The following is a 25,107-nucleotide window of genomic DNA, read 5'->3' as shown; positions in this document are numbered from 1 at the left end:
ACTAACCCCTATCTGATTCTGATCGGGTTGGGGTCTCAGAACGACGCTCGCGCCGCTCGGGGACCGGGTCGTAACCGGGCTTGTGCCACGGTCCACATTTCAGGAGCCGCCAGATCGATAAAAGCGATCCGACGACGAAGCCTCGTTTGTCGAGCGCTTCGACCGCATAGCTACTGCAGGTCGGCTCGAAGCGGCAGGTGGGCAGGCGCATGGGAGAGATCCATGTCCGATACAGCTCGATCACAAAGATCAATGCCCGCCGGGGGAACAGATACAGCCACGCTTTCATGCCGGCACCGGGGTGACGGCAGCGGCCGTGCAGGCCCGCTCGACCTTGGCACCGGTGAACGCCCGGATGAGTTGATCGGCCAGTTCGGTCGACGACCGCCCAGCCGCACTCGGTCGGGCCCGGACGACCACATAGACCTCGGGGGAGGGGAGGCTGGACCGTGCGGCGACGAAAGCATGCCGAAGACGGCGCGCAACGGCGTGGCGAACCACCGCATTGCCGACCTTCTTGGACACGATCAATCCCAGCCGCGGACCGCCGAAGACAGCGACGTCACCGCGCATCCCACTGGGATCGGGCCAGCAGGACGGAAGCGGTGCGACGTTGATCAGCAGATCATGCGCCGAAACCCGCACGCCCTGATCGAGCGTGCGGGTGAAATCGGAACTGCGCTGCAGGCGCGTGGAGTCAGCGGACACGCCGGTGGCCGACCGGACTCACACGTCAGGCAGTGAGCTTGGCGCGGCCCTTGCGACGACGGCTGGTCACAATCGAACGGCCGGCGCGGGTCCGCATACGCAGACGGAAACCGTGCACGCGGGCGCGACGACGGTTATTGGGTTGGAAAGTACGCTTCCCCTTGGCCATGGGAACACTCCTCAATACTTGCTGGCAGGTCTACGGCCCGCATGGTTCCGGTCGTGGGTGACCGGTCTGAATACGGATCCACCGCATTCGGCAAAAGCCATGCTCGGGCGACTTGTCGAGACTACTCAGCACGCGTGTCCAAATCAAACGAGGGATGCGGTTCTACTACCCTGCACCATCCGCCGGGGGCTGTGAATTTACCCGCGCCATTCTCTCCACAAGTGTGGATAACATTGTGGACAGGTCCGCGGACGTTGCGGTTTGTGACACCCTGGAGCCGCGAGCATTGTGGATGTCTGCTGTGGAGAAGCCGCACCGGGCGGGGAAGAGGAGTGTGTCGTGACCGACGATCATGAGTCGTTCAGCCAGGTCTGGAACCTCGTCGTCGACGAACTCAAGAACTCGGTCACCGAAGACGCCCCACCGCTGACCCAGCAACAGAAGGCCTGGCTGTCTCTGGCGCGCCCGCTCACCATCACTGCCGGATTCGCGCTGCTCACCGCACCCAACGCCCTGGTCCAAGAACAGATCGAGAGGAATCTGCGCGACACCATCGGTGAAGCACTCAGCCGGCACCTGGGCCAGCCGGTCGAGGTGGCAGTGCGGATCGCCGAGCACGATGAGGAACCGCCCGTCGCCGAACCCGCTGCGCCGGCGGCGCCGCCGCGCCCCGAGCAGCCGGTCCCGGTCGACCGTCCGGGTGCACCGCGCACCGGTGGCACGCGCGACTGGGCCGCTTACTTCGACGACCGGACCACGGTGACCGCACCCGAAGACAGCACCACCACCCTGCATCCGAAATACACGTTCGACACTTTTGTGATTGGAACGTCCAACCGGTTCGCCCATGCGTCGGCCGTGGCCGTCGCCGAGGCGCCGGCCCGCGCCTACAACCCACTGTTCATCTGGGGGGAGTCCGGATTGGGGAAGACCCACCTGCTGCACGCCGCCGGTCACTACGCTCAGCGGCTGTTTCCCGGGATGCGTGTCAAGTACGTCTCGACCGAAGAATTCACCAACGACTTCATCAACTCGCTGCGCGACGACCGTCAGATGGCGTTCAAGAACCGCTACCGCGGCGTCGACATGCTGCTGGTCGACGACATCCAGTTCCTCGAGGGCCGCGAGGGTATCCAGGAGGAGTTCTTCCACACCTTCAACACCCTGCACAACGCCAACAAGCAGATCATCATCTCCTCGGACCGTCCGCCCAGCAAACTCACCACCCTGGAGGACCGGCTGCGCACTCGCTTCGAGTGGGGCCTGATCACCGATGTGCAGCCGCCGGATCTGGAGACTCGCATCGCGATCCTCCGTAAGAAGGCGCAACAGGAGCAGCTCGACGTCCCCGACAACGTCCTGGAATCGATCGCCTCGCGGATCGAGCGCAACATCCGCGAACTCGAGGGTGCGCTGATCCGGGTGACCGCGTTCGCCTCGCTGCAGAACAAGGAACTGGATCTGGCGCTGGCCGAAGAGGTGCTCAAATCACTGTCACCGGCCGCCGGCGTCGCCGATATCGGAGCCACCGGAATCATGGATATCGCCGCGGACTACTACAGCATCTCCGTCGACGATCTGCGCGGACCCGGACGCAAGCAGCCGCTGGTGGGCTACCGCCAGATCGCGATGTACCTGTGCCGCGAACTCACCGACCAGTCGCTTCCGCAGATCGGAGAGGCGTTCAACCGCGATCACACCACCGTGATGCACGCCGAACGCAAGATCCGCGAGGCGCTGCCGAAGAATCCTGACGTCTACAACGATGTCCAGCAGCTCACCGCCCGCATCAAACAGCGCGCTCGCGGTTGACCCTCAACCCGTACCCAAGAGTTTTCCCCAGCAGGTGTTCCTCTGTTCGGCCAACGATCGCCTTCCCAGCGGCAAGGTAAAACCCCAGGTCACTGGACTCCGAATCGTTGTGGACTACCTGCGGACAACTGCCGGTAACGGTGTGGACAGCCGTTGGACGATTGTGGATACACAGGGTTATCCACAATCGGTCATCTCTATCCACAGGAGCGGTCCCGGCAGTTTCCACACCCTCGGGCAAGTGCCGACCAGCGCCGACGAGGGTTGTCCCCAGAATTCACAGGACTTATTACTACTAAGATTTTTCTCTAGAAGATCTTTCTTCTAAAACAGGGCTGGGGATGCACGGCCCGTCGCCGTGCCGCTCCGGTCCGGTCGGTGCTTTGCGGACTTGAGTCACATCATCGGATCGCGGCGAACTACAGTGGACTCGGCGACGAGCGGTCGCCTGGCCGGTTCCGTTTCCGGCCGATACGCGAAGAAGGGCAATCACAGCAGATGAAGTTTCGTGTCGTGCGCGACGAGTTCGCCGATGCCGTCGCCTGGGTCGCTCGAAGCCTTCCGACACGGCCACCGGTGCCGGTCCTGGGTTGCGTGGTCCTCACCGCCAACGACGACGGCCTGATGGTCGCCGGTTTCGACTACGAGGTCTCGGCCACCGAGACCATCTCCGCCGAGGTCGTAGAAACCGGCAAGGTCCTGGTCTCGGGCCGTCTGCTGGCCGACATCACCAAGGCGCTGCCCAACAAGCCGGTCGATGTGAGCATCGACGGCGCCCGCGTGGCGATCGCCTGCGGCTCGTCCAAGTTCTCGCTGCCCACCATGCCGGTCGAGGACTACCCCGAACTCCCGGACGTCCCGGAGAACACCGGCAGCATCCCCGGTGAGCTGTTCGCCGAGGCGGTTTCGCAGGTGGCGGTGGCTGCCGGGCGCGATGACACGCTGCCGATGCTGACCGGTGTGCGGGTGGAGATCGACGGCGACCGCATCGTGCTGGCCGCCACCGACCGCTTCCGCCTGGCTGTGCGCGAGCTGGCCTGGTCGCCCAACGACGCCGGCGCCATCGGTGCGGCTCTGGTGCCGGCCAAGACGCTCTCGGACGCGGCCAAGTCCGCCGGTGCTGATCACACCGGCACGGTCGAGTTGGCCTTCGGCTCCGGTCAAGCCATCGGTGCCGACGGCATCCTCGGCATCACCTCCGGTGCCAAGAAGACCACCACCCGTCTGCTCGACGCGGAGTTCCCCAAGTTCCGGCAGCTCTTCCCGGCCAGCCACACCTCGGTGGCCGCAGTCGAGAGCGCAGCCCTGATCGAGGCGATTAAGCGTGTCTCGCTGGTCGCCGAGCGCGGTGCGCAGATCCGGATGGATTTCACCGGCGATGCCGTCGTTCTGACCGCCGGCGGGGACGAGGCCGGTAAGGCCGAGGAGACCCTCGACGCCGCGTTCTACGGTGATCCGATCCTGATCGCGTTCAATCCCACGTACCTGCTCGACGGACTGGCTGCGATCGGTGCGCCGACGGTCCAGTTCGGTTTCACCAATCCCGAGCCGGACGGTTCGGGTGAACGCCGGGCGGCCATCCGGCCGGCGGTGCTGCGGCCGGCCACCGAAGACGAGCCGGTCGCCGACGAGTCCGGTGCCTATCTGGCGCCCGACAGCGAGTTCAGTTATCTGCTGATGCCGGTCCGGCTGCCCGGCTGACGATCACCGATCCTGCAGCGGCCGTCTCCCGAGAGGAATCCATCGAATGCAACTGGGACTTGTGGGTCTGGGAAAGATGGGTGCCAATATGCGCACCCGCATCAAGGCGGCCGGCCACGAGGTGATCGGCTACGACCCTCGCCCCGAGGTCAGCGATGTGGCCAGCCTGGCCGAGCTGGTCGAGCGCCTGGAGGCACCCCGCGTGGTGTGGCTGATGGTGCCCCACGGGGAGATCACCGATCAGAACGTCGAGGCCCTGGCCGGTCTGCTCTCACCCGGAGATGTGGTGATCGACGGCGGTAACTCGCGGTTCACCGATGATCAGCCGCACGCCGATCTGCTGGCCCAGGGTGGCATCGGCTATCTGGACTGCGGAGTCTCCGGCGGTGTCTGGGGTCTGGAGAACGGTTACGCGTTGATGGTCGGCGGCAGCGACGAGGACGTCGCCAAGGTGATGCCGATCTTCGATGCGCTGCGGCCGGCCGGCCCACGGGAGAACGGTTTCGTCCATGTCGGTCCGGTCGGTGCCGGTCACTACGCCAAGATGGTGCACAACGGCATCGAATACGGCCTGATGCAGGCCTATGCCGAGGGGTACGAACTGCTGCAGGCCGAGCCGCTCATCGAGGACGTCACCGGCACCCTCAAGGCGTGGACCGAAGGTACCGTCGTGCGGTCCTGGCTGCTGGACCTGCTGGTGCGCGCACTCGAAGAGGATCCGGGTCTGGCCCAGATCTCCGATTACACGACCGACTCCGGCGAGGGCCGGTGGACCGTCGAAGAAGGCGTCCGCCACGCGGTGCCGCTGCACGTGATCTCGGCGGCACTGTTCGCCCGCTTCTCCTCCCGTCAGGAGAGTTCGCCGGCGCTCAAGGCGGTCTCGGCGCTGCGGAACCAGTTCGGCGGACACGCGATGGTCGACCAGCAGGGGCGCAGCGTCGGCGAGACCTCTACGCATGACAAATAGTGTTCGTCCGGGAACTCGCGCTGACAGATTTTCGCTCGTGGGACCGCGTCGAGCTGGAACTGGAGCCCGGGCCGACGATCTTCGTCGGACGCAACGGCTTCGGTAAGACGAACCTGCTCGAGTCCCTGTTCTATGTGGCGACCCTGCGTTCGCATCGGGTCTCCGGGGACGGCCCCCTGGTGCGCACCGGTGCGACCGCGGCCCGGGTGTTCACCACCGTGCACAACGAGGGCCGCGAGCTGTCGGTCGATCTGACGATCGCCGCGCAGGGCGCCAATAAGGCGCAGATCAACACCGCGCCGGTCCGCCGCACCCGGGAGATTCTGGGAATTCTGCGCACCGTGCTGTTCGCTCCGGAGGATCTGGCACTGGTGCGCGGGGACCCGGGGGAGCGGCGCCGGTTCCTCGACGAGATCGTCGTACAGCTGCGGCCGCTGGCGGCGGGATCACGGGCCGACTACGAACGGGTGCTGCGGCAGCGGTCGGCACTGCTCAAAACCGCCGGGGCGGCGATGCGCCGATCCTCGGCCGACGCCGATTCGGTGATGAGCACCCTGGACGTCTGGGATGAGCAGCTGGCGCAGTTCGGTGCGGAGGTGACCGCCGACCGCCTGGCCGTCATCGCCCAGCTCGATCCGCTGGTGACGCAGGCCTATGCGTCGATCGCCCCGCATTCGCGGCCTGCGCACATCGCCTACCGCTCGGCGGCCGGTCCCGAGGTGGATGCGAGCCCGGGGGGTCCGGCGGCGGTCGAGGAGATCCGGCAGATCCTGGCGCAGCGTCTGCATGAGGTCCGGTCCAAGGAGATCGACCGCGGATTGTGCCTGATCGGGCCGCACCGCGACGATCTGTTCCTGGGGCTGGGCACCGAACCGGCCAAGGGTTTCGCCAGCCACGGAGAATCGTGGTCGTTCGCGCTGGCCCTGCGCCTGGCCTGCGTGGATCTGCTGCGCACCGACGGGGTGGAACCGGTGATCATGCTCGACGACGTCTTCGCCGAGCTGGATACCGCGCGGCGGCAGAAGCTCGCCGAGTTCACCGCTTCGGCCGAGCAGCTGCTCATCACCGCTGCAGTGGGGGAGGACATCCCGCAGGTGCTGGCCGGTCGGCGCATCTCTGTCGGAGTGCAGGAGCACGATGGTGTCCGACGGTCGGTGATCCTCGATGATCACACCGTCGCCGAACCGTCGCAGAGCAGACCGCAGGAGGAATCGTGAGCAGCGAAGGCACCGATCATTCCCCCGGATACGAGATGGCCCGCAAGGCATTGGAGCAGGCCCGCACCGAGGCCAAGGCCCGCGGCAAGGCGGTCGGCCGGGGACGCAGCGGTCCCGTCGGCGACCGGTCGCCGTCCCGGGATCGTCGACGACGCCGCTGGTCGGGGTCCGGTCCCGACAGCCGGGATCCGCAGCCGCTGGGCCGGTTGGTGGGCGCGATGGCCAAATCGCGCGGCTGGTCGTCGAAGATCAGTGAGGGCACCGTCTTCGGTTCCTGGGAGCCGATCGTCGGTCCCGATATCGCCGCCCACGCCGAACCGACGTCGCTGACCGACGGTGTGCTGCACGTGCGCGCCGAATCGACGGCGTGGGCCACTCAGCTGCGTTATATGCAGTCCCAGATCCTGGCCAAGATCGCCGCGGCCGTCGGCCACGGGGTGGTCACCAGCCTGCGGATCACCGGTCCGGCAGCACCGTCGTGGCGGAAAGGTCCCCTGCACGTTTCCGGCCGCGGTCCGCGGGACACCTACGGTTGATCTCCCGCAAGAACCCCTGGAGGCCCGATGAGCGCCTGAACCGGCGTCAGATACATCCGGAGGCGTTCTCGGCAGATTCGGCGCCCTCTGGCGCAGTTAGGCCGTGGCGAAGCACGGTTGCGGACGAGTTCGAAGTACACTGTCGGTAACTGTCCTGCACAAGAAGGAGTGGACGCGTCCCGTGGCCGACACCAGCAAGTCCGAGTCGAAGAAGCCCAGCAAGTCCAAGCCCGCCGAATACGGTGCCGAATCCATCAGCATCCTCGAGGGACTCGAAGCCGTCCGCAAGCGTCCCGGTATGTACATCGGTTCCACCGGTGAGCGCGGTCTGCATCATCTGATCTGGGAGGTCGTCGACAACTCGGTGGACGAGGCGATGGCCGGCTATGCCAGTCGCGTCGACGTCACCCTGATGGCCGACGGGGGACTGGAAGTGGTCGATGACGGTCGCGGTATGCCCGTCGGGATGCACGCCACCGGCGTCCCGGCGGTGGAGGTCATCATGACCCAGCTGCACGCCGGCGGAAAGTTCGACTCCGATTCCTATGCCGTCTCCGGTGGTCTGCACGGGGTCGGTATCTCGGTGGTCAACGCGCTGTCGACCAAGGTGCAGCTGGAGATCAAACGCGACGGTCACATCTGGACCCAGGAGTACACCGACGCCACGCCCGGTCCGCTGATCAAGGTCGGCGAGACCACCGGCACCGGAACCACCGTGCGTTTCTGGCCAGACCCGACGATCTTCGAGACCACCGAGTTCAACGCCGAAACCGTTGCCCGGCGCCTGCAGGAGATGGCCTTCCTCAACAAGGGCCTGACCATGACGCTGACCGACGACCGGATTTCCGTCGAGGACGCCGTGGTCGAAGCGACGATGGATGTGGACGGTCCGGAGCAGGCCGAGACCATCAAGTCCGAGGAGGAGAAGGCCGAGCAGGTCGTCACCGTCCGCACCCGGACCTATCACTACCCCGACGGTCTGGTCGACTACATCAAGCACCTGAACCGGACCAAGACGCCGATCCACCAGACGGTGGTCGGGTTCGACGTCAAGGGCACCGGCCACGAGGTCGAGATCGCGATGCAATGGAATTCGGGCTATTCCGAATCGGTGCACACCTTTGCCAACACCATCAACACCCACGAAGGCGGCACCCACGAAGAGGGTTTCCGTGCGGCGCTGACCAGCACCGTCAACAAGTACGCCCTGGACAAGAAACTGGTCAAAGAGAAGGACGGCAAACTCTCCGGTGACGATATCCGCGAGGGTCTGGCCGCGGTGATCTCGGTCAAGGTCGCCGATCCGCAGTTCGAGGGCCAGACCAAGACCAAGCTCGGCAACACCGAGGTCAAGAGCTTTGTGCAGAAGGCCTGCAACGAGCATCTGGGCCACTGGTTCGAGGCCAATCCGGCCGAAGCCAAGATCATCGTGCGCAAGGCCGTCGATTCGGCGCAGGCCCGCCTGGCCGCGCGCCGCGCCCGCGAACTGGTGCGCCGTAAGACCGCCACCGACATCGGCGGTCTGCCGGGCAAGCTCGCCGACTGCCGCAGCAACGACCCCAGCAAGTGCGAGGTCTACATCGTGGAGGGCGACTCGGCCGGCGGCAGCGCCAAATCGGGCCGCGACTCGATGCACCAGGCGATCCTGCCGATCCGCGGCAAGATCATCAATGTCGAGAAAGCGCGCATCGACCGCGTCCTGAAGAACGTCGAAGTCCAGTCGATCATCACCGCCTTCGGCACCGGCATCCACGACGAGTTCGACCTGGCCAAGCTGCGCTACCACAAGATCGTGCTGATGGCCGACGCCGACGTCGACGGTCAGCACATCGCGACGCTGCTGCTGACGCTGCTGTTCCGCTTCATGCGCCCGCTCATCGAGCACGGCCACGTGTATCTGGCGCAGCCGCCGCTGTACAAGCTCAAGTGGCAGAAGGGTGCGGCCCCCGAGTTCGCCTACAGCGATCGCGAGCGCGACGTACTGCTCGAGGCCGGACGCGCAGCCGGCAAGAAGATCAACACCGACGACGGCATCCAGCGGTACAAGGGTCTGGGCGAGATGAACGCCAGCGAGCTGTGGGAGACCACCATGGATCCGGCCACCCGGGTGCTCAAGCAGGTCACCCTCGACGATGCCGCCGCCGCCGACGAACTGTTCTCCATCCTGATGGGCGAGGACGTCGCGGCCCGGCGTGGCTTCATCGCACGCAATGCCAAGGACGTCCGCTTCCTCGACGTCTGATCGTCGAAGCGAAGCCACACCGCCGCCGGAGCTCACCGCCGAACGGCTGAGCCCCGTCGAAACCAGAAAGTGTTCTCATGAGCGATGAAACCAACGTGCCCGGCGCCGACGGCGACGCGGACGAAACCCATAACGATGCCGGCGTGACCCACGACCGGATCCTGCCCGTCGATCTCGGGCAGGAGATGCAGAACAGCTACATCGACTACGCGATGAGTGTGATCGTCGGTCGTGCGCTGCCGGAGGTCCGCGACGGGCTCAAGCCGGTGCATCGTCGTCTCCTGTACGCCTCCTTCGACGCCGGCTTCCGGCCCGACCGCGCCCACGTGAAGTCGGCGCGCCCGGTCTCGGAGACGATGGGTAACTACCATCCGCACGGCGACAGCTCGATCTACGACGCGCTGGTGCGACTGGCCCAGCCGTGGTCGCTGCGCTACCCGCTGATCGACGGCCAGGGCAACTTCGGTTCGCGCGGCAACGACGGTGCCGCCGCCATGCGGTACACCGAGGCCCGGTTGACTCCGCTGGCGATGGAGATGCTCCGCGACATCACCGAGGAGACCGTCGACTTCGTCCCGAACTACGACGGTAAGACCGAAGAACCGACGGTCCTGCCGTCGCGCATCCCGAACCTGCTGATCAACGGTTCCGGCGGTATCGCCGTCGGCATGGCCACCAACATCCCGCCGCACAACCTGCGGGAAGTGGCGGCGGCGGTGTTCTGGGCGCTCGAGAACCCGGAAGCCGACGAGGAAGCCACCCTGGCCGCCTGCATGGACGCGGTCAAGGGCCCCGACTTCCCGACGGCCGGCCTGATCGTGGGCAGCCAGGGCATCCGGGATGCCTACACCACCGGTCGCGGCAGCATCCGCATGCGCAGCGTCGTGGAGATCGAAGAGAACAAGGGCACCACCCAACTCATCGTCACCGAGCTGCCGTATCAGGTGAACATCGACAACCTGATCCACAACATCGGTGAGCAGATCAACGACGGCCGCCTCAAGGGCATCAGCAAGATCGACGACCTGTCCTCGGACCGTGCCGGGCTGAAGATCGCGATCACCCTGCGCCGCGACGCGGTCGCCCGCGTGGTGCTCAACAACCTGTACAAGCACACACAGCTGCAGACGAACTTCGGCGCCAACATGCTCTCCATCGTCGAGGGTGTGCCGCGCACCCTGCGGCTGGATCAGATGATCCGTTTCTACGTCTCCCACCAGATCGACGTCATCGTCCGGCGCACCCGGTACCGGTTGCGCAAGGCCGAGGAGCGCGCCCACATTCTGCGCGGTCTGGTCAAGGCACTCGATGCCCTCGACGAGGTGATCGCCCTGATCCGCGCCTCGGCGAATACCGAGGAGGCCCGCACCGGGCTGATGGGTCTGCTCGACATCGACGAGATCCAGGCCGATGCGATCCTGGCGATGCAGCTGCGCCGCCTCTCGGCTCTGGAGCGGCAGAAGATCATCGACGAGCTCGCCGAGATCGAGCGCGAGATCGCCGACCTGAAGGACATCCTGGCCCGGCCGGAGCGGCAGCGCGCCATCGTGCGCGACGAACTGCAGGAGGTCGTCGACAAGTACGGCGACGACCGTCGCACGCAGATCATCGCCGCCGAAGGCGATGTAGCCGACGAGGATCTGATCGCGCGCGAAGACGTGGTGGTCACCATCACCGAGACCGGATACGCCAAACGCACCAAGACCGATCTGTACCGCAGCCAGAAGCGCGGCGGGAAGGGTGTGCAGGGTGCCGGCCTCAAGCAGGATGACATCGTCGCCCACTTCTTTGTCACCAGTACCCACGACTGGCTGCTGTTCTTCACCACCAAGGGCCGGGTCTATCGCGCCAAGGCGTACGAGCTGCCCGAGGCCAACCGGACCGCGCGCGGCCAGCACGTGGCGAACCTGCTGGCCTTCCAGCCCGAGGAACGCATCGCCCAGGTCATCCGCATCAGCGGTTACGAGGACGCGCCGTACCTGGTGCTGGCCACGCGCAACGGCTTGGTCAAGAAGTCGGCGCTCGAGGCGTTCGACTCCAACCGGTCCGGCGGCATCGCCGCGATCAATCTGCGGGGCGACGACGAGCTGGTGGGTGCGCAGCTGTGCAGCGCCGACGACGATCTGCTGCTGGTCTCCAAGAAGGGCCAGTCGATCCGTTTCCATGCCGACGACGAGACCCTGCGGCCGATGGGCCGGCAGACTTCCGGTGTGCAGGGGATGCGTTTCAACACCGACGACGAGCTGCTGTCGCTCAACGTCGTCCAGCCGGACACGTTCCTGCTGGTGGCGACCTCCGGCGGCTACGCCAAGCGCACCGATATCGACGAATACACCGCACAGGGCCGCGGCGGTAAGGGCGTGCTGACGATCCAGTACGACCCCAAGCGTGGTGAACTGGTCGGTGCCCTCATCGTGGATCTGGACAGCGAGATCTACGCCATCACCTCCGGCGGAGGCGTGATCCGGACCCTGGCCAAGCAGGTACGCAAGGCCGGTCGGCAGACCAAGGGCGTGCGCCTGATGAATCTGGGTGAGGGTGACAGTCTGCTGGCGATCGCCCGCAACGCCGACGAGGTCGATGACGAGGCCGACGCGGAAACCACGTAAACCCTGGAGCAGCGATTAGGGTTGTGAGGAACCCGTCAGTGAGGACTCTTCAGTGAGCAAAGCGAACGAGCCGGCCGACTCGCCCCGAGCCGGTAAGGTCACGCCGCCGTGGAAGCGTGGGGAGACCACCTCGGCCACGCCCACCACGGCGATGACCGCCGGTCAGATGGCGAAGGCGGCCGCCGCCGGCGCGGAATTCCCGCCGGTCGGACCGCCGTCGGCCGGCCCGACAGGCCCGGCCGACGCCGGGGGACAGAACAAGCGGACCCGACCGGCAGCCCCCGAGGCGCCGGGCGGACCGGCTAAGGGTCCGGGGTCGAAGCCCCCCCCAGGCAGCGAGTGCTCCCGCGGCGCCGACCGGCTCGCAGCAGGGTCCCGCGGCACCGCAGAACCGTCCGGCGGCACCGCAGCAGCCCCAACAGCCTGCGCAGCCCCAGCAGCAGACGCCCTCCGCGGCCCCGACCACGGCCATGCCGGCCGCAGTGCCAGGAGTTCGGGGACCTGTGCCGTCGCGCTCTGCTGAGCCGACCGGTCCCGCGGGTGCCGGTGACGCACTCGCCGGGACCGAGCGTCCTGATCTGGACACCATCCACCGGGTAGGCGCCGGCACCGATCCGGCCGGACGGGCGGCTGTGCGCAGGATTCCGGCGTCGTCGACCATCGGCACTCCCTTGCGCGCGGCCGTTCAGGTGCGTCGCGTCGATCCTTGGTCGATCTTCAAGGTGACCGGTGTGCTGGCCGTCGCAGGGTTCCTGATCTGGATGATCGCGATCGCGGTCCTCTACGGTGTCCTGGCCGGAATGGGCGTCTGGGATCAGATCAACTCCTCGTTCGCGACCATCGTCAGCGCTGACGGCACCAGTGAGGGCGGCGACCTGCTCACCGCCGGCCAGGTCTTCGGTTTCTCGGCGCTGTTCGGAATCTTCGCTGCGGTGATCCTCACCGCGCTCGCAACGATCATGGCGTACATCTACAACGTGTGCGCCGATGTGGTCGGTGGCTTCGAAGTAACCCTGGCAGACCTGGACTGATCCTGTTCCGTCTGACCAGCGGTTTTGTCTGCTGCTGCACTGTCGGGTAATGTTCCATCTCGGTTCACGGGCCTATAGCTCAGGCGGTTAGAGCGCTTCGCTGATAACGAAGAGGTCGGAGGTTCAAGTCCTCCTAGGCCCACCAAGAATCCTTCCGGTTCACACCGGTCAGGGGCCTTAGCTCAGTTGGTAGAGCGCCGCCTTTGCAAGGCGGATGTCAGGAGTTCGAATCTCCTAGGCTCCACAAGAGGCATATTTGGACAAGTCCCAGTGATGAGTTTGGATATGCCCTTTCGGTTGCCGTGACCTCGCTGGAGTTAGGCCCAGATCGGATCCCGACCGGTTGTTGCCGTGTGCGTCTGACTGCTGTTGTCCAGAGAGCTGTTGGACTGCAGTTCGTCGATCCCTGCGTGTCAGGGGGAGTTGAGTCCAACGGTTCACAGCAACCACGCCTGCAGGGCGAGATATCGATCAACCTGACGATGACGATTTCCAGCCTGGCTTCGGCCGGGGACAATGACCGCATGGAGTCCTTGCATCCTCGTGCCGACGGCCCTCGCCGGCGCACGTTCACCCCGGCGGCCAAACTCGCCCATCTGGCCGCGTACGAGCAGGCCTGCAAGAGCAACGAGGGCGGTGCGTACTTGCGTCGCGAGGGCTTGTACTCGTCGCTGATCAGCGAGTGGCGCAAGCAACGCGATGCCGGGGTGCTCGACGGCAAGCCCGCCGGCGCGAAGATCGGCAAGCTCACCGCCGAGCAGGCCGAGATCGCCCGCCTCAAACGCGAGCTCGCCCGCGCGAACAAGCGACTCGAGACGACCGAGACCGCCCTGGACATCATGGGAAAAGCGCACGCGCTCTTGGAGTCACTCTCCGAGAGCGCGGACACCGACGAGCCGCGCAAGAAGCGTTGAAGGGCGCCCATCACGATCTGACCGCGGCCGGTGTGAGCACCAGGGACGCAACGACTTTGACGTCGGTGACGCGGTCGACCGCTGCCCGGGACAAGAAACGCTCGACACCGATCCCGGTGGTGGCCAAGGCGCCGGTGAACAGGCTTACCGTGGCCGAACGCCAGTACGTGCTCACCCTGCTCAACTGCGACCGGTTCGTCGACCAGGCGCCGCTGGAGATCTACGCCCAGCTCCCCGACGAGGGCACCTACGTGTGTTCTGAGCCGGGTGCGGAGGTGCTGTCGGTCAGGTGCAGCGTCTGCCGATCCGGTGTGGCGCCGCGGCCGGAGATCCGGGACCTACAGCTTGCCGGAGAAGATCGCTATTACCCATTTCGGTGGTAGCGACCTTCCTCGTTTCTGGCCCTCACCGGCCCCAAGATCGGCGCGGATTCCGCTGGGTGTCGACCCATTCGATGTATCCGCTACCGGTGACGTCGTCGTCGAGGAACCGGCCGGCATAGCTGTAGGCGCCGACATAGCCCCGGCCGTGGCCGAACCGCCAGGTGCTGTCCGGGACCGCATCCAGCCGCAGCACCTCGCGGCCGTCCTGGCGAGCGATCCAGCGCATGTGTGCCGGCATCCGCATCGGGCGGCCCCATTCGTCGACCAGGTCGTCGGCGTATTCGCCGACCTCGAAGGTCACCTCATCGAGCACCCGTGTCGACTCGCCGAGGACGCGGATATGCACCAGCAGGCAAGCGACGGCACCCCGGACACTGACGCAGGTCAGCAACAGCTGGGTGCGCTCATCGAGCTCGATGATCTGGTAGGTGAAGAAGTCGGCCGGCAGTTTCAGCGGCCCCGGAAACGGGCGGCCCGTCAGCGCTTGAGGCGTGATCGCGTGGGCGTATTCGAAGGTGCCGAGCCCGGAAACGGGGGTCGTTCCGTCGGCGTCGGTGATGGTCCCCTCGAAGGGCGCCAGCAGGCTGAGATGGTCGTAGATCGGTGTGCGGATGAAATACGACACCTGATCGGTGATCGTCGAGGTGAGTTCCACAGAGAAATCCGGGTAGCGGCCTAGGATGTGCGCCCGCGACTCGGCCACGTCGATGGTGAGTTCGCCGCCCCAGCGCAGATGGCTGCCGTCGGCGGCGAAGTCACAGTCGGTCGCCGCATCGTAGGCACGATAGAAGTACTGATCGTCGGCCGCTGTGGTGCTCAGGACCGTCGTCGTATTGCGTGCATCGGGGGCCACCAGGGCGTCGTTGTCGAAGATCTCCGTACCGGTCGAGCCGATGAGGGTCATGGTGTTGAGGTACCGGTAGGGCTCGGGCAGCTTCGGCACAAAGATTCCGTAATGCACCATCGACCGGGCACGTGACTCGACGTGCGGGATCATGGCGGGGGATCCGGTGTAGGGCGTCGTCGATGCGGCCAGCCGCGAATCGAGAAGCGGCAGGGCGCCGTCGATGAGCAGCCGAGCCAACGCTGACGAGAAGATCTGAGCCATGCCGTAACCGTAACTAGACGTTACAGATAAACGCAACGACGCCCTGTGGACAGGATGTCCCGGCAAGTGGGCACGCTTAGTCCGTCTGCGGGCTGGATCACAACCGCTCCGGCCCGCAGATCGATGACTCAGCGCACGTAGCGGGCGACGAAATCGGCGGCCGCGCCGGTCATCCCGTTGCGCGAGTAGTTGCCGTGTACGGTGTTTGGCCGGTTCACCGGACCGCCGTCGCAGATGTTGTCCCCGCGGATGCAGTACTTGCGTGTCTTGTGCCGGTAGGCCGCGCCGGTCCGCATCGGCGGGACACCCACCTCCCGGAACCACCGGTCACCCGGAGCGCCGAAGGTGACGACGCCGGCCACGCGCCGGGACACGTCTGCCGACAGCATGCTGGGCATCTCGCCGACGATCAGCTGGGGACCCAGAATCTGGTCGCTGGCCGCATAGGTCACGATCACACCGCCCTGGGAGAAGCCGCCCAGAACGATCTTGGTCTTGCGGCAACTGGTAGCCAGCCGCTGCAGCTGATTCTGCGCATTACGTACTCCGGCCGAGACGGTGCGCAGGAATTGGGTGCCCGCGGCGAAGTCCCCGCTGGCCCGGTACCGGATCGGGGACACGCGGACGTCCTTGTTCGGGAAGCGTGCGACCAGGGACCGGTACATCGCTTGCCCGGTGTTCCCGATCTTTCCGCCCGCCTCTTCGGTGCCGCGGGCGAACAGCAGGTGCACATCGGCGCAGCGAGCAGCATGGGCCTGACCGGCGCTCATCGGGGCGGCCAGGCCGGCGGTCAGCAGCACTGTGGCCACCACCAGGAGAAGTCGGCGGCTCATTCGGCTGAGGTCTCCAGCTCGATGTCGGCCAGGTTCAGATCAGTGCCGTTGACGCCGCGGGCTGTATCAGCGCTCTCGCTAGCATCTTCGGCCGCTGCCGCCTGGGCACGGCGTTCGTTCTCCGCTTCGTCGGCCGCATCCTGGGTGTCCGAGGCGGCCAGCCGGGCGATCTCCCGCAGGACGCGTTTGGCGGCCTCACTCCAGGGCATCAGGATCGGGAAGACGTGGAACATGCCCGGCTCTTCCATCGCCCGCACCGCGACGCCGCCGTCGCGCAGCGCCTGCACGAATTCCTCGATGGAATCACGGAACATCTCGTCCTCACCCCAGCAGACGAAGGTCGCCGGGAACCATTCCGACTGCGGATTGCTGAACACCGCCGAAACCCGACGGTCGTTAGGCTGGATGCCGCGCAGGTACGAGGTGACCGGGATGTTCCACGGCAGCACATCGTAGGGCGCGTTCTTCATCACCGACTCCTGCGAGAAGTCCAGGTCCACTTCCGGGGAGAACAGCACCAGCGCGTGCGGTTTGGGCATGTTCTGCTCGTGCAGGTGCACCATCAGCGAGGTCGCCAGGCCGCCGCCGCCGGAGTCGCCGGCCACGATCAGGTTCTCGGCGTCGATGCCGCGATCGAGCAGGCCCTGGTAGACATCGGCGGCGTCGAGCATGCCCGCCGGGAACGGAAACTCCGGCGACATGCGGTAGTCGGGGATGAAGGCCTCGCAGCCGGTCAGGCGGGCCAGGGCAGCGGCGAACATGGTGTACATCTTCGGCGTGGTGCCGAAGTAGCCGCCGCCGTGCAGGTACAGGATGGTGCGTGAACGGTCGAGGTGGTGGGTCTCGTCGTCCCGGGAGGCCACCTCGGGTTTGACCCGGCACCACACGCCTTCCTGACCGCCGACCACGTCGGGGACGATCTCCACCCCGCCGAAGGTGCTGACGACCGGGGTGAGTACCGCGCCGCTGAGTCTGTCGAGGATCTTCTCCATCGACCGGAACTCGTCGATCGGCAGACTCACCGAATAGCCCAGGAACGAGCGGATCGCCTGGCGGGTCACCGACTGACCGATGTTGTCCAGGATGCCTCCGGGGCCGGACAGCGGTCGCTGGAAGGGGACCCGCGCCAATCCGTTGAGCATATTGTCGGCGAGTCCCACCATCGCCAGGGCTGTAATCGGGCCGCTCGCCGTAGCGACACCCGGACGATCTGCCATCACCATGGCACTCACGATAGCCCGAGCGGGAGGTCAGCGGATGCGACGAGCAGAGAAGTCCGCCGCCCGCACGGTGGTGCCGTCGACGGAATACAGGACGTGGACCGCTGTCGGCTGACCCACCGGTGCGCCGTCGCACACGTTGTCACCGCCGTTGCAGTACCGCGCCGTCTTTCCGCGGTAGGCGCCGCCGGTCCGGATCGGCGGAGCGCCGATATCGCGCAGCCAGCGTGCCGAGGGCGGCCCGAACAGGACCACCGCGGAGATGTGCCGGGCGACCTCGGACGGCAACGGATCGGGGGCCTGCGAGCGGTAGCGCTCATACTTGGCGGGGATGTCGAAGCGATCGGCGACCGCGTACGCCACGACGGCCGCACCCTGCGAGTAGCCGCCGAGCACGATGTCGGTTCCGGGACAGCGGCGGATGGTCGACAGGATCTGGGCCTGGGCGTTCCGGATACCGGTGACGACGTTCTGTACAAAGGCGACGCGGTTGTTGAAGTTACCGCTGGCGGGGTAGCGCACGGCGCTGGTGCGAACCGACTTTCCAGCCAACCGGTTGTCCAGGGCGGCTGCGAAGGACTGGCCGGTGAAGCCCACCGGAGCACCGCCTTCCAGGGTGCCGCGGGCGAAGACGACCTGCACATCGGGACAACCCGGGGCTGCCGAGGACGGACCCGCGCCGATGGTCAGCACACCGGTGACGGCCAGCAGCGCGGTCAGCAGGATCGCCGGAAGACGAACGATTTTCATAACAGAATCCACAGGTAGGTGATCAGGGCGAGGATCCAGAAGGCGACCCAGAGCCAGCCCAGGTAGACCGCCCATTTGGCGAAGGGGCGACCGTCGACTCGGCCGTCGGCGGTCTCCTCACAACCGCGATAGCCCAGCCACAGCCCAACGGGTGCGGTGAGGAGCAGAAAACCCAGACCCGATAGGACGAAGCCGGCGATCGCGGTACGGCTGAACGGCTTGTTCGGTGTGCCGTTGGCTGGGGTCTTGATCGGGCCGGAGCGCGGTCTGCTCTGGGTACCTGAGGCCACGGTGGTTGCGGTTCCCTTCGCTGTCGGGGCAGCGGCCGGCGCCGGCCGCTCGGCGGAATAGGCGGTGGTTCGTGCGCCCTCGGATTCCGGGCTGGAGGGCATTTGCGAGTACGCCCGCGGCGGAGTCACCGCCGGACCCTCACCGGTCTTCGGCAGGGCCTGCGTCGGGGCGGCAGGGGCGTCCGCTGGTGCCCGCCCCGCATCGGCCTGCTGACGCGGCACGGTCTGTTGCTGGGCCGCTGGTTGCCGGGACGCCTGTTGCTCCGGCGCACCCTGGTGCGGACGCGGCGGGGCCGTCTGCGAGGGCGAGTTCTGCGGCGCAGTTCCGGCATGGGGCGAACGGGCCGCCGGCTGCGGCCCGGAGGCCGGTGACGGTGGCATTCCCGAGGCACCGGGCGCCTGGTTGGGCTGCGGCTGGTTCGGCTTGGGCTGGTTGGGCTGCGGCTGGTTCTGGGGAGCCTGGTTCTGTCGGGCCTGGTTCGGGGGAGCCGAGTGCGGCTGCGCCTGTTGCTGCGGGGCCGGGCTCTGCGGCGCTCGCGCTTGGGGTGGTGGCCCCGAGGGCGCTGCCGGCTGGTTCTGCGGAGCGGTCGGCTGCGGACCCGACGACGGACCGGAAGCGTCGCCCGGTGTCTGTGGACCCGCGGTTGCGGCCGGCTGGGTCGGGATCGGGCCGCTGTGTCGGCCGCGGGGTTGTGCGGACGGCTGGGTCTGCGGAGGTGTCGGCGTCGGGGCCCCGGGCTGGGGTCGACTCGGCGACGATTCCCGCGGAGCCGACGATCCTTGCAGCGGAGACGCGGGGGTCTGTGCCGTCGCCGTCTGCGGATCGCGAATCGTGATCGGTGGTAGCGGCCCGCTGGACGTTCGTTCCCACGGCGGCGAGATCAGGCCGCTGCCCTCACCGGCGCCGTCGTCCGGCGGAGTGTCCGGACGCTCAGACTCCGGGACCGGAGGCGTTGCGGGAGCACGTGATTCTTCGGATGCCACAGAACTAAACTACCCGTTCACCGCCGGCGGCGAGTTCAAGCCGGGCCGATACGGGGACGTCCGTGTCCGGGTGGGTGCAGGTCAGCTGAGGTCTTCCAGGCGCGGAACGGTCGGTGAGACCGGGGGATGCTCGGTCCGGGCCCGGCGCAGCACCACACTGATCGCAGCGGCGAAAACGGCCAGAAGGGAAACGGCGGCGACAGCGGCGGCGTTCTTCGACATGTCTACAGCGTGCCAGGTCCACCGATCGCATGCGCGCCGACGTGGTTGTATGGACGGCGTGAGTGAAAAGAAGACCGCAACCCTGCACACAAACCGAGGCGACATCGTCATCGATCTCTTCGAAGACCAGGCGCCCAAGACCGTCGCGAACTTCGTCGGCCTGGCCGACGGCTCTCGCGAATACTCGACCCAGAACGCGAAAGGCGGCGACAGCGGACCGTTCTACGACGGCAGTATCTTCCACCGCATCATCGACAACTTCATGATTCAGGGCGGCGACCCGACCGGCACCGGCCGCGGCGGCCCGGGTTACCGCTTCGACGACGAGTTCCACCCGGATCTGCAGTTCGATCGCCCGTACCTGCTGGCCATGGCCAATGCCGGACCGGGCACCAACGGCTCGCAGTTCTTCATCACGACCGTCAAGACCCCGCACCTGAACCGCAAGCACACCATCTTCGGTGAGGTGACCGACGCCGATTCGCGTGCCGTGGTCGACGCCATCGGCACCGTGGCCACCGACCGTGGCGACCGTCCGGTCGACGACGTTGTGATCGAGAGCATCGAGATCAACTGACGGTGCAGAACACCTGCTCCTGGCATCCCGACCGCCCCACCGCGCTCTCTTGTTCGCGGTGCGGGCGGTCGGCGTGTCCGGACTGCCTTACGCCGGCCCCGGTCGGCCAGCACTGCCGGGATTGCGTGGCTCGCGAGAGCGCCGGCGCGCGGGTCGGGACCGCCCCGCAGGTCGCCGAGCACACCAATCGGGCCCCGGTGGTCACCTACGGGCTGATCGCGGTCAACCTGGTGCTCTTCGCTGCCGCGATGGCACAGAGCGTCGGCAACGCGAAGGCGTCGTCGATCATGAACGACGGTGCGCTCTACTCAAATCGTCATCTTGTGTTCGAATACTGGCGGCTGCTCACCTCGGGTTTCCTGCACTCGAGCGTGCCGCACCTCGCGCTCAACATGATCTCGCTGTACATCGTCGGCCGGGAGCTGGAGCGGCTGTTCGGCCCGGCGCGCTATCTGACGATCTACCTGATGAGCCTATTCGGCGGCAGCGCCGCGGTCTTGCTGTTCCAGCAGGGGCCGGCCCCCACCGTCGGTGCCTCGGGTGCCATTTACGGACTGATGGGTGCGCTCCTGGTGGTGGTGCTGCGCCTGAAACTGCCGGCGACCTCGGTCCTGGTGGTGATCGGACTGAACATCGTGATGTCGATCAGTATCCCGGGCATCTCTCTGTGGGCGCACCTGGGCGGGCTGGCCTTCGGTGCGCTCGGCGCCTTGGCGGTGTTGTGGCTACCGATCGTGGTGCTGCCGCCGGATCAGCGGACGGCCGCCCGCGTCTCCCGCACCGGCTGGGCCGGGCTGATCGTGCTGCTGGTGCTCTCCGTCGCGATCGGCGCCGGCGTGATGACCACGCTGAGCCTGTGACCGGCGACAGCTGACCGGTTCCGGCCCGGCGGTGCTTCAGCCGCCGGGCAGCCGGTCGCGCAGCGGAAAGCCCGCCGCAGCCAGTTCCTCGGCCACGCGCCGAGGATCCTCGCCCAGATCCCATCGGCCGAAGACCAGCAGGCGGCCGCCGGCGTCCTCGATCAGCAATTGCTGGCTCCGGAAGGCCAGGCGCCGGGTGCCCAGCAACTCGATAGAGACGACATCGGCCGGAGTCAGGGTGAGCGGGCCGCGGATGGTGCCCACCCGCAACTGGGCACCGGGACCGAGCATCAGCCGGGGGCGGCGCACGAGTGCGATCACCCCGGCGACCACCACGCCGAAAGCGGCGATCCCCAGAAAGACCACCGCCAGAAGATCGGTGTACGACGCGGCCGAGGCGACGGCCAGCGCGACGCCCAAACCCAGCAGGGCCAGGGCTGCCGGGACGGGTGTGGCCCAGCGCTGCGGTGCGGAGGCGGAACTGTTCACAAGTTATCCACAGAAGTTGTCCACATCTGGATGAGTTACACACATGTAGTTTCCACAGTGTGGATTACTTACACACATGTAATTCACACTGGATGCGGTGACTTCCTGCAGGTCAGCGCCAGCCCATGGTCATCAGCAGACCGATGACGCCCAGACCGAAGCCGATCAGCATGTTCCACTGACCCAGGTTGTACATCCAGTGCAGCCAGCCACCCTCCTGGGCGACGGGCCGGCTGTCGTTGGACGCGGCCAGATAGAAGACCAGCAGCCACGCCAGACCCACGAGCATGAAACCGAACATGACCGATTGGTACACGACACCGGACGGGCCGGCCTTGACCTTCACCGGTGTCCGCGAGGCCGGGTTGATCGTGTAGTCGGTCTTCTTACGCACCTTTGACTTAGGCATGTGTCTACGGTAACCCAGCGGCGGTCACCGGCGGCAAACCGATAACCTGGCTGCGTGCGCATTCTCGTCATCGACAACTACGACAGCTTCGTCTACAACCTGGTCCAGTACCTGGGTCAGCTCGGGGTGCGCGCCGAGGTCTGGCGTAACGACGATGCGCGGCTGGAGGATCTGCCGGCGGTGGTCGGACAGTACGACGGAATCCTGCTGTCCCCGGGACCGGGTGTGCCGGAGCGGGCCGGGGCGACGATGCCGATCATTCCGGTCGCCGCCGCCGCGGGCACCCCGCTGCTGGGCGTGTGCCTGGGGCACCAGGCGATCGGAGCGGCCTTCGGAGCCACCGTCGATCGGGCACCGGAACTGCTGCACGGCAAGACCTCGCTGGTGCACCACGACGGCACCGGGGTGCTGGCGGAGCTACCCGATCCTTTCGTGGCCACGCGCTACCACTCCCTGACGGTACTGCCCGAGACCGTGCCAGAGCAGCTCGAGGTGACCGGGCGCACGGAGTCCGGCATCGTGATGGCGATGCGGCACCGGGACCTGCCGATCCACAGCGTGCAGTTCCATCCCGAAAGTGTGCTGACCCAGGGCGGGCACCGGATGCTGGCGAACTGGCTGGCCGTGTGCGGCCGGCAGACACCCGAACCGCGGATCGCCGCCCTGGAGGCCGAGGTGGCCGGTGCGCTGACCGGCTCCGTCTGAACCGCGGTCAGAGGCCGGCGCGGCCGATCACCAGGGTCACCGACCCGTCCTTGCGCATCTGTGAGCCGGCCGACGGTGTCTGACTGAGCACCCTCCCGGCGTTGGGGGACGCCAGCCCCACCGGACGCTGGGTGGTGGTGATGGTGCTCTCGGTCCACCCGGCCGCGGTCAGGGCGGCCCGGGCCTGCGGCAGAGTCTTACCGCGCAGGTCGGGGACCACGAACATGTTGCCGCGGGAGATGGTCACCTGCACCACGCTGCCCGCCAGCACGGTCTGACCGGTCGACGGAGACGAGGAGACCACTCGGCCGGCGGGTCGCTCGGAATCGCCCTCCACCATGGCCATCTCCAGGCCCAGCTGTTCCAGGGCGGTGCGCGCCTGCGCCTCGGTCTGGCCGGTCAGGTTCGGTACGGTCACCTCGCGCGGGCCGGTGCCCAGGAACATCACGACGGTCGTGTTGACGGCGGTCTCGCTGCCGGCCGCCGGGGTGGTGCGCACCACCTTGTCCTTCAGGGCGGCGGTCGACTCGGTCTTCTCGGTCTTGATCTCGGTGAAACCGAGTTTGCGCAGCTGCCCCTCGGCGTCCTTGGCGGACTTACCGCGCAGGTTGGGCAGGGGTCGTCGCTCCGGGCCGGAGGACACGTACAGCGTGACCTCGGAGTCCTTCGGGGTGGGGACACCACTGCCGGGGGCAGTACGCACGGCCAGACCCTCGGCCACATCGAGACTGGATTCGGCCAGCTGTTTGACCCGGAAGCCGGACTGTTCCAGGTTGTCCTTGGCGGCCTTGCCGGTCAGACCGGTCACCTCGGGGATGGCGATCCGCTGGCCGTCACTCCACGGCGACCAGGCCAGCAGCGCCAGCGTCATCGCCAGGATCGAGACCAGGGCGATGGTGGCCACCGCCGCGCGCCGGCGGCGGGAGTGGCGGCCGGCGCCGGCCTCCTCGGGCAGACCGTGCCGGCTTTCGCGGCGCCGCCCGGTAGTGGGGGCCAGGCCGCGGGTGGGCAGCTCGAGCAGGTCCTCATCGTCGTCGTCGAGCAGCATCGGCGCCGACGGCTTCCCGCCGGCGATTACCTTGATCAGGTCCGAACGGAACTCCGCCGAGGTCTGGTAGCGGTTCGCCGGATTCTTGCTCATCGCCTTCATGACGACCGAGTCCAGCTCCGGGGAGATGTCCGGATTCACCTGAGAGGGGCGGCGCGGATCCTCGTGCACATGCTGATGGGCGACGGCGATGGGCGAGTCACCGGTGAACGGGGGCTCACCGGTGATCAGCTCGAACAGCACACAGCCCATCGAATAGATGTCGCTGCGCGGATCGACCTTGATGCCGCGGGCCTGCTCCGGCGAGAGGTACTGGGCGGTGCCCATCACCGCCGAGGTCTGGGTCATCGTCGCCGAGGTGTCGTCCATCGCGCGGGCGATGCCGAAGTCCATCACCTTGACCGCACCGGTGTGGTCGATCATCACGTTGGCCGGCTTCATATCGCGGTGCACGATCCCGGCGCGGTGGGAGAAGTCCATGGCTGCGGCCACATCGGCCATCCACGCCATCGCCTGACGCGGCGCGATCGGACCGTTGGCCCGCAGTACATCGCGCAGGGTCTCCCCGTCGACGTACTCCATCACGATGAACGGCAGCGGGCCCTCGTCGGTGTCGGCCTCGCCGGTGTCGAAGACCTGCACGATCGTGGGATGGTTCAGCTTCGCCGCATTCTGGGCTTCCCGCCGGAAGCGCAGATAGAACATCGGATCCCGGGCCAGATCGGGCCGCAGGATCTTGATCGCCACGTCCCGGTGCAACAGCAGGTCCCGAGCGAACTGCACCTCGGACATCCCGCCGAAACCCAGCACCTCACCGAGCTCGTAGCGGTCGGCGAGCAGTTCGTCGTGCGCCATGGCCTACCCGCCGATCCCGGGAAGCTGGGGCAGCTGCGGCAGCCACTCCGGACGTGTGGGGCCCGGCGGTTCCGGCGGCTCGGGCGATTCGGTGGGTTCGGAAGTCGGTTCGGGCTCCGCCGAGGACGGCGTGCTCGGCTCCGACGACGGCCGGCTCGGTGAGGGACTGTCCTCCGCGGGCGGCCGGGTCACCGAGATGGTGACGCGGTCGGGCGTGGTCGTGGTGGTCTCGGTCGACATCGACGGTGTGGTGTTCTGCCGGTTCGCCGACGTCGACGGGTCCAGCAGCCAGAAGGCGATCAACGCGATCGCGGCCAGCAGCAGCAGTGCCGCAATGGTGGCCAGCACCTTGTGGCCGGTGCTCCAGCTGTCGTCGGCCACGGGTGCGGCCGGACGACGCTGCGGAGCCGTGGGCGGCCGGCTGACCGGTGCCGAGGTCGCGGCGGTCGAGACCCGGGTGGGCGGCCG

26 protein-coding genes and 2 tRNA genes are annotated in these 25,107 nt (G+C 66.9%); 16 read left to right on the top strand and 12 right to left on the bottom strand.

All coding sequences use genetic code 11. The features are described from left to right. Window position 1: 1 nt before the first annotated feature. The 3 genes from yidD to rpmH all read right to left on the bottom strand — a co-directional run bounded on the left by yidD (window position 2) and on the right by rpmH (window position 877). Window positions 2-211 carry a membrane protein insertion efficiency factor YidD gene (gene yidD / locus GOHSU_RS16580; RefSeq protein ID WP_245551715.1) on the bottom strand — a complete coding sequence of 70 codons (210 nt, stop codon included), beginning with the start codon at window positions 209-211 and terminating at the stop codon, window positions 2-4. A gap of 74 nt (window positions 212-285) precedes the next feature. Then, a complete protein-coding gene (rnpA, locus tag GOHSU_RS09625) occupies window positions 286-708 on the bottom strand; it encodes a ribonuclease P protein component (RefSeq protein WP_005940462.1) in 423 nt (140 codons plus the stop codon). 25 nt (window positions 709-733) lie between these two features. Then, complete coding sequence (rpmH, locus tag GOHSU_RS16575; RefSeq protein WP_005940460.1) at window positions 734-877, bottom strand: 50S ribosomal protein L34; 144 nt, start codon at window positions 875-877, stop codon at window positions 734-736. Between the two features lie 339 nt (window positions 878-1,216). On the opposite strand from rpmH, the gene dnaA reads away from it, so the two are divergent. From dnaA to GOHSU_RS09565, 12 genes are all read left to right on the top strand, one after another. Next, the gene (gene dnaA / locus GOHSU_RS09620) at window positions 1,217-2,689 is read left to right on the top strand and encodes a chromosomal replication initiator protein DnaA (RefSeq protein ID WP_005940456.1); all 1,473 of its coding nucleotides are present in this window, start codon (window positions 1,217-1,219) and stop codon (window positions 2,687-2,689) included. A 498-nt stretch (window positions 2,690-3,187) separates the two neighbouring features. Beyond that, on the top strand, window positions 3,188-4,390 hold the full coding sequence (gene dnaN / locus GOHSU_RS09615) for a DNA polymerase III subunit beta (protein ID WP_005940454.1): 1,203 nt from the start codon (window positions 3,188-3,190) through the stop codon (window positions 4,388-4,390). A 37-nt stretch (window positions 4,391-4,427) separates the two neighbouring features. Then, entirely contained in the window at window positions 4,428-5,357 is a 930-nt protein-coding gene (gnd, locus tag GOHSU_RS09610) for a phosphogluconate dehydrogenase (NAD(+)-dependent, decarboxylating) (RefSeq protein WP_281169725.1), read from the top strand. Continuing rightward, on the top strand, window positions 5,357-6,574 hold the full coding sequence (gene recF / locus GOHSU_RS09605; protein WP_005940448.1) for a DNA replication/repair protein RecF: 1,218 nt from the start codon (window positions 5,357-5,359) through the stop codon (window positions 6,572-6,574). The genes gnd and recF overlap by 1 nt, the downstream gene beginning before the upstream one ends. Beyond that, window positions 6,571-7,110 (top strand): DUF721 family protein, encoded by a 540-nt coding sequence (locus tag GOHSU_RS09600; RefSeq protein WP_005940445.1) that lies wholly within the window; start codon window positions 6,571-6,573, stop codon window positions 7,108-7,110. Before recF ends, GOHSU_RS09600 begins: the two co-directional genes overlap by 4 nt. Window positions 7,111-7,291: 181 nt before the next feature. Continuing rightward, complete coding sequence (gyrB, locus tag GOHSU_RS09595; protein ID WP_005940443.1) at window positions 7,292-9,352, top strand: DNA topoisomerase (ATP-hydrolyzing) subunit B; 2,061 nt, start codon at window positions 7,292-7,294, stop codon at window positions 9,350-9,352. A 77-nt stretch (window positions 9,353-9,429) separates the two neighbouring features. Continuing rightward, window positions 9,430-11,961, top strand: a complete 2,532-nt coding sequence (gene gyrA, locus GOHSU_RS09590; RefSeq protein WP_005940441.1) for a DNA gyrase subunit A — start codon at window positions 9,430-9,432, stop codon at window positions 11,959-11,961. A gap of 503 nt (window positions 11,962-12,464) precedes the next feature. After that, window positions 12,465-12,992, top strand: coding sequence for a DUF3566 domain-containing protein (locus GOHSU_RS09585; RefSeq protein WP_005940436.1), 528 nt, complete (start codon window positions 12,465-12,467; stop codon window positions 12,990-12,992). Window positions 12,993-13,060: 68 nt separating this feature from the next. Next, a tRNA-Ile gene (locus tag GOHSU_RS09580) sits at window positions 13,061-13,137 on the top strand. Window positions 13,138-13,163: 26 nt separating this feature from the next. Continuing rightward, window positions 13,164-13,236, top strand: a tRNA-Ala gene (locus GOHSU_RS09575). A 280-nt stretch (window positions 13,237-13,516) separates the two neighbouring features. Beyond that, complete coding sequence (locus GOHSU_RS09570) at window positions 13,517-13,906, top strand: transposase (RefSeq protein ID WP_024332902.1); 390 nt, start codon at window positions 13,517-13,519, stop codon at window positions 13,904-13,906. Window positions 13,907-13,971: 65 nt separating this feature from the next. Continuing rightward, complete coding sequence (locus GOHSU_RS09565) at window positions 13,972-14,289, top strand: hypothetical protein (RefSeq protein WP_155821115.1); 318 nt, start codon at window positions 13,972-13,974, stop codon at window positions 14,287-14,289. 22 nt (window positions 14,290-14,311) lie between these two features. Here the strand turns inward: GOHSU_RS09565 and GOHSU_RS09560 are convergent, their stop codons facing one another. The 6 genes from GOHSU_RS09560 to GOHSU_RS17025 form a co-directional block, all read right to left on the bottom strand. After that, entirely contained in the window at window positions 14,312-15,397 is a 1,086-nt protein-coding gene (locus GOHSU_RS09560) for a DUF6670 family protein (protein ID WP_005940429.1), read from the bottom strand. 128 nt (window positions 15,398-15,525) lie between these two features. Then, a complete protein-coding gene (locus GOHSU_RS09555; protein ID WP_005940427.1) occupies window positions 15,526-16,230 on the bottom strand; it encodes a cutinase family protein in 705 nt (234 codons plus the stop codon). Then, window positions 16,227-17,453, bottom strand: coding sequence for an alpha/beta hydrolase (locus GOHSU_RS09550; RefSeq protein WP_024332900.1), 1,227 nt, complete (start codon window positions 17,451-17,453; stop codon window positions 16,227-16,229). The genes GOHSU_RS09555 and GOHSU_RS09550 overlap by 4 nt, the downstream gene beginning before the upstream one ends. Window positions 17,454-17,480: 27 nt before the next feature. Then, complete coding sequence (locus GOHSU_RS09545) at window positions 17,481-18,200, bottom strand: cutinase family protein (RefSeq protein WP_005940423.1); 720 nt, start codon at window positions 18,198-18,200, stop codon at window positions 17,481-17,483. Further along, the gene (locus GOHSU_RS16290) at window positions 18,197-18,490 is read right to left on the bottom strand and encodes a DUF4190 domain-containing protein (RefSeq protein WP_155821113.1); all 294 of its coding nucleotides are present in this window, start codon (window positions 18,488-18,490) and stop codon (window positions 18,197-18,199) included. Before GOHSU_RS16290 ends, GOHSU_RS09545 begins: the two co-directional genes overlap by 4 nt. Window positions 18,491-19,555: 1,065 nt before the next feature. Continuing rightward, a complete protein-coding gene (locus GOHSU_RS17025; protein ID WP_169317527.1) occupies window positions 19,556-19,696 on the bottom strand; it encodes a hypothetical protein in 141 nt (46 codons plus the stop codon). Between the two features lie 49 nt (window positions 19,697-19,745). Here GOHSU_RS17025 and GOHSU_RS09535 point away from each other — a divergent pair, with 49 nt between their 5' ends. Next, complete coding sequence (locus GOHSU_RS09535) at window positions 19,746-20,273, top strand: peptidylprolyl isomerase (protein ID WP_024332898.1); 528 nt, start codon at window positions 19,746-19,748, stop codon at window positions 20,271-20,273. Between the two features lie 125 nt (window positions 20,274-20,398). Continuing rightward, window positions 20,399-21,133 (top strand): rhomboid family intramembrane serine protease, encoded by a 735-nt coding sequence (locus tag GOHSU_RS09530; protein ID WP_005940416.1) that lies wholly within the window; start codon window positions 20,399-20,401, stop codon window positions 21,131-21,133. A 36-nt stretch (window positions 21,134-21,169) separates the two neighbouring features. Here GOHSU_RS09530 and GOHSU_RS09525 read toward each other — a convergent pair whose 3' ends face one another. Beyond that, entirely contained in the window at window positions 21,170-21,622 is a 453-nt protein-coding gene (locus GOHSU_RS09525; protein ID WP_005940414.1) for a PH domain-containing protein, read from the bottom strand. A gap of 112 nt (window positions 21,623-21,734) precedes the next feature. After that, on the bottom strand, window positions 21,735-22,031 hold the full coding sequence (gene crgA / locus GOHSU_RS09520; protein WP_005940412.1) for a cell division protein CrgA: 297 nt from the start codon (window positions 22,029-22,031) through the stop codon (window positions 21,735-21,737). A gap of 54 nt (window positions 22,032-22,085) precedes the next feature. Here crgA and GOHSU_RS09515 point away from each other — a divergent pair, with 54 nt between their 5' ends. Further along, window positions 22,086-22,736, top strand: coding sequence for an aminodeoxychorismate/anthranilate synthase component II (locus tag GOHSU_RS09515; RefSeq protein WP_005940410.1), 651 nt, complete (start codon window positions 22,086-22,088; stop codon window positions 22,734-22,736). A 7-nt stretch (window positions 22,737-22,743) separates the two neighbouring features. On the opposite strand, the gene pknB is transcribed toward GOHSU_RS09515, so the two are convergent. Continuing rightward, window positions 22,744-24,639 (bottom strand): Stk1 family PASTA domain-containing Ser/Thr kinase, encoded by a 1,896-nt coding sequence (gene pknB, locus GOHSU_RS09510; RefSeq protein WP_005940407.1) that lies wholly within the window; start codon window positions 24,637-24,639, stop codon window positions 22,744-22,746. A 91-nt stretch (window positions 24,640-24,730) separates the two neighbouring features. Between pknB and GOHSU_RS09505 the strand changes: the two genes are divergently transcribed. Beyond that, the coding region (locus GOHSU_RS09505; RefSeq protein WP_155821111.1) for a hypothetical protein at window positions 24,731-25,107 on the top strand (377 nt) is incomplete at its 3' end.

Origin of the sequence: Gordonia hirsuta DSM 44140 = NBRC 16056 (assembly GCF_000333015.1) — a bacterium.
GTDB classification, from domain to species: Bacteria; Actinomycetota; Actinomycetes; order Mycobacteriales; family Mycobacteriaceae; genus Gordonia; species Gordonia hirsuta.
Note: the sequence above shows the minus strand (reverse complement) of the source record. Positions and strands in the feature narration are given on the sequence as shown.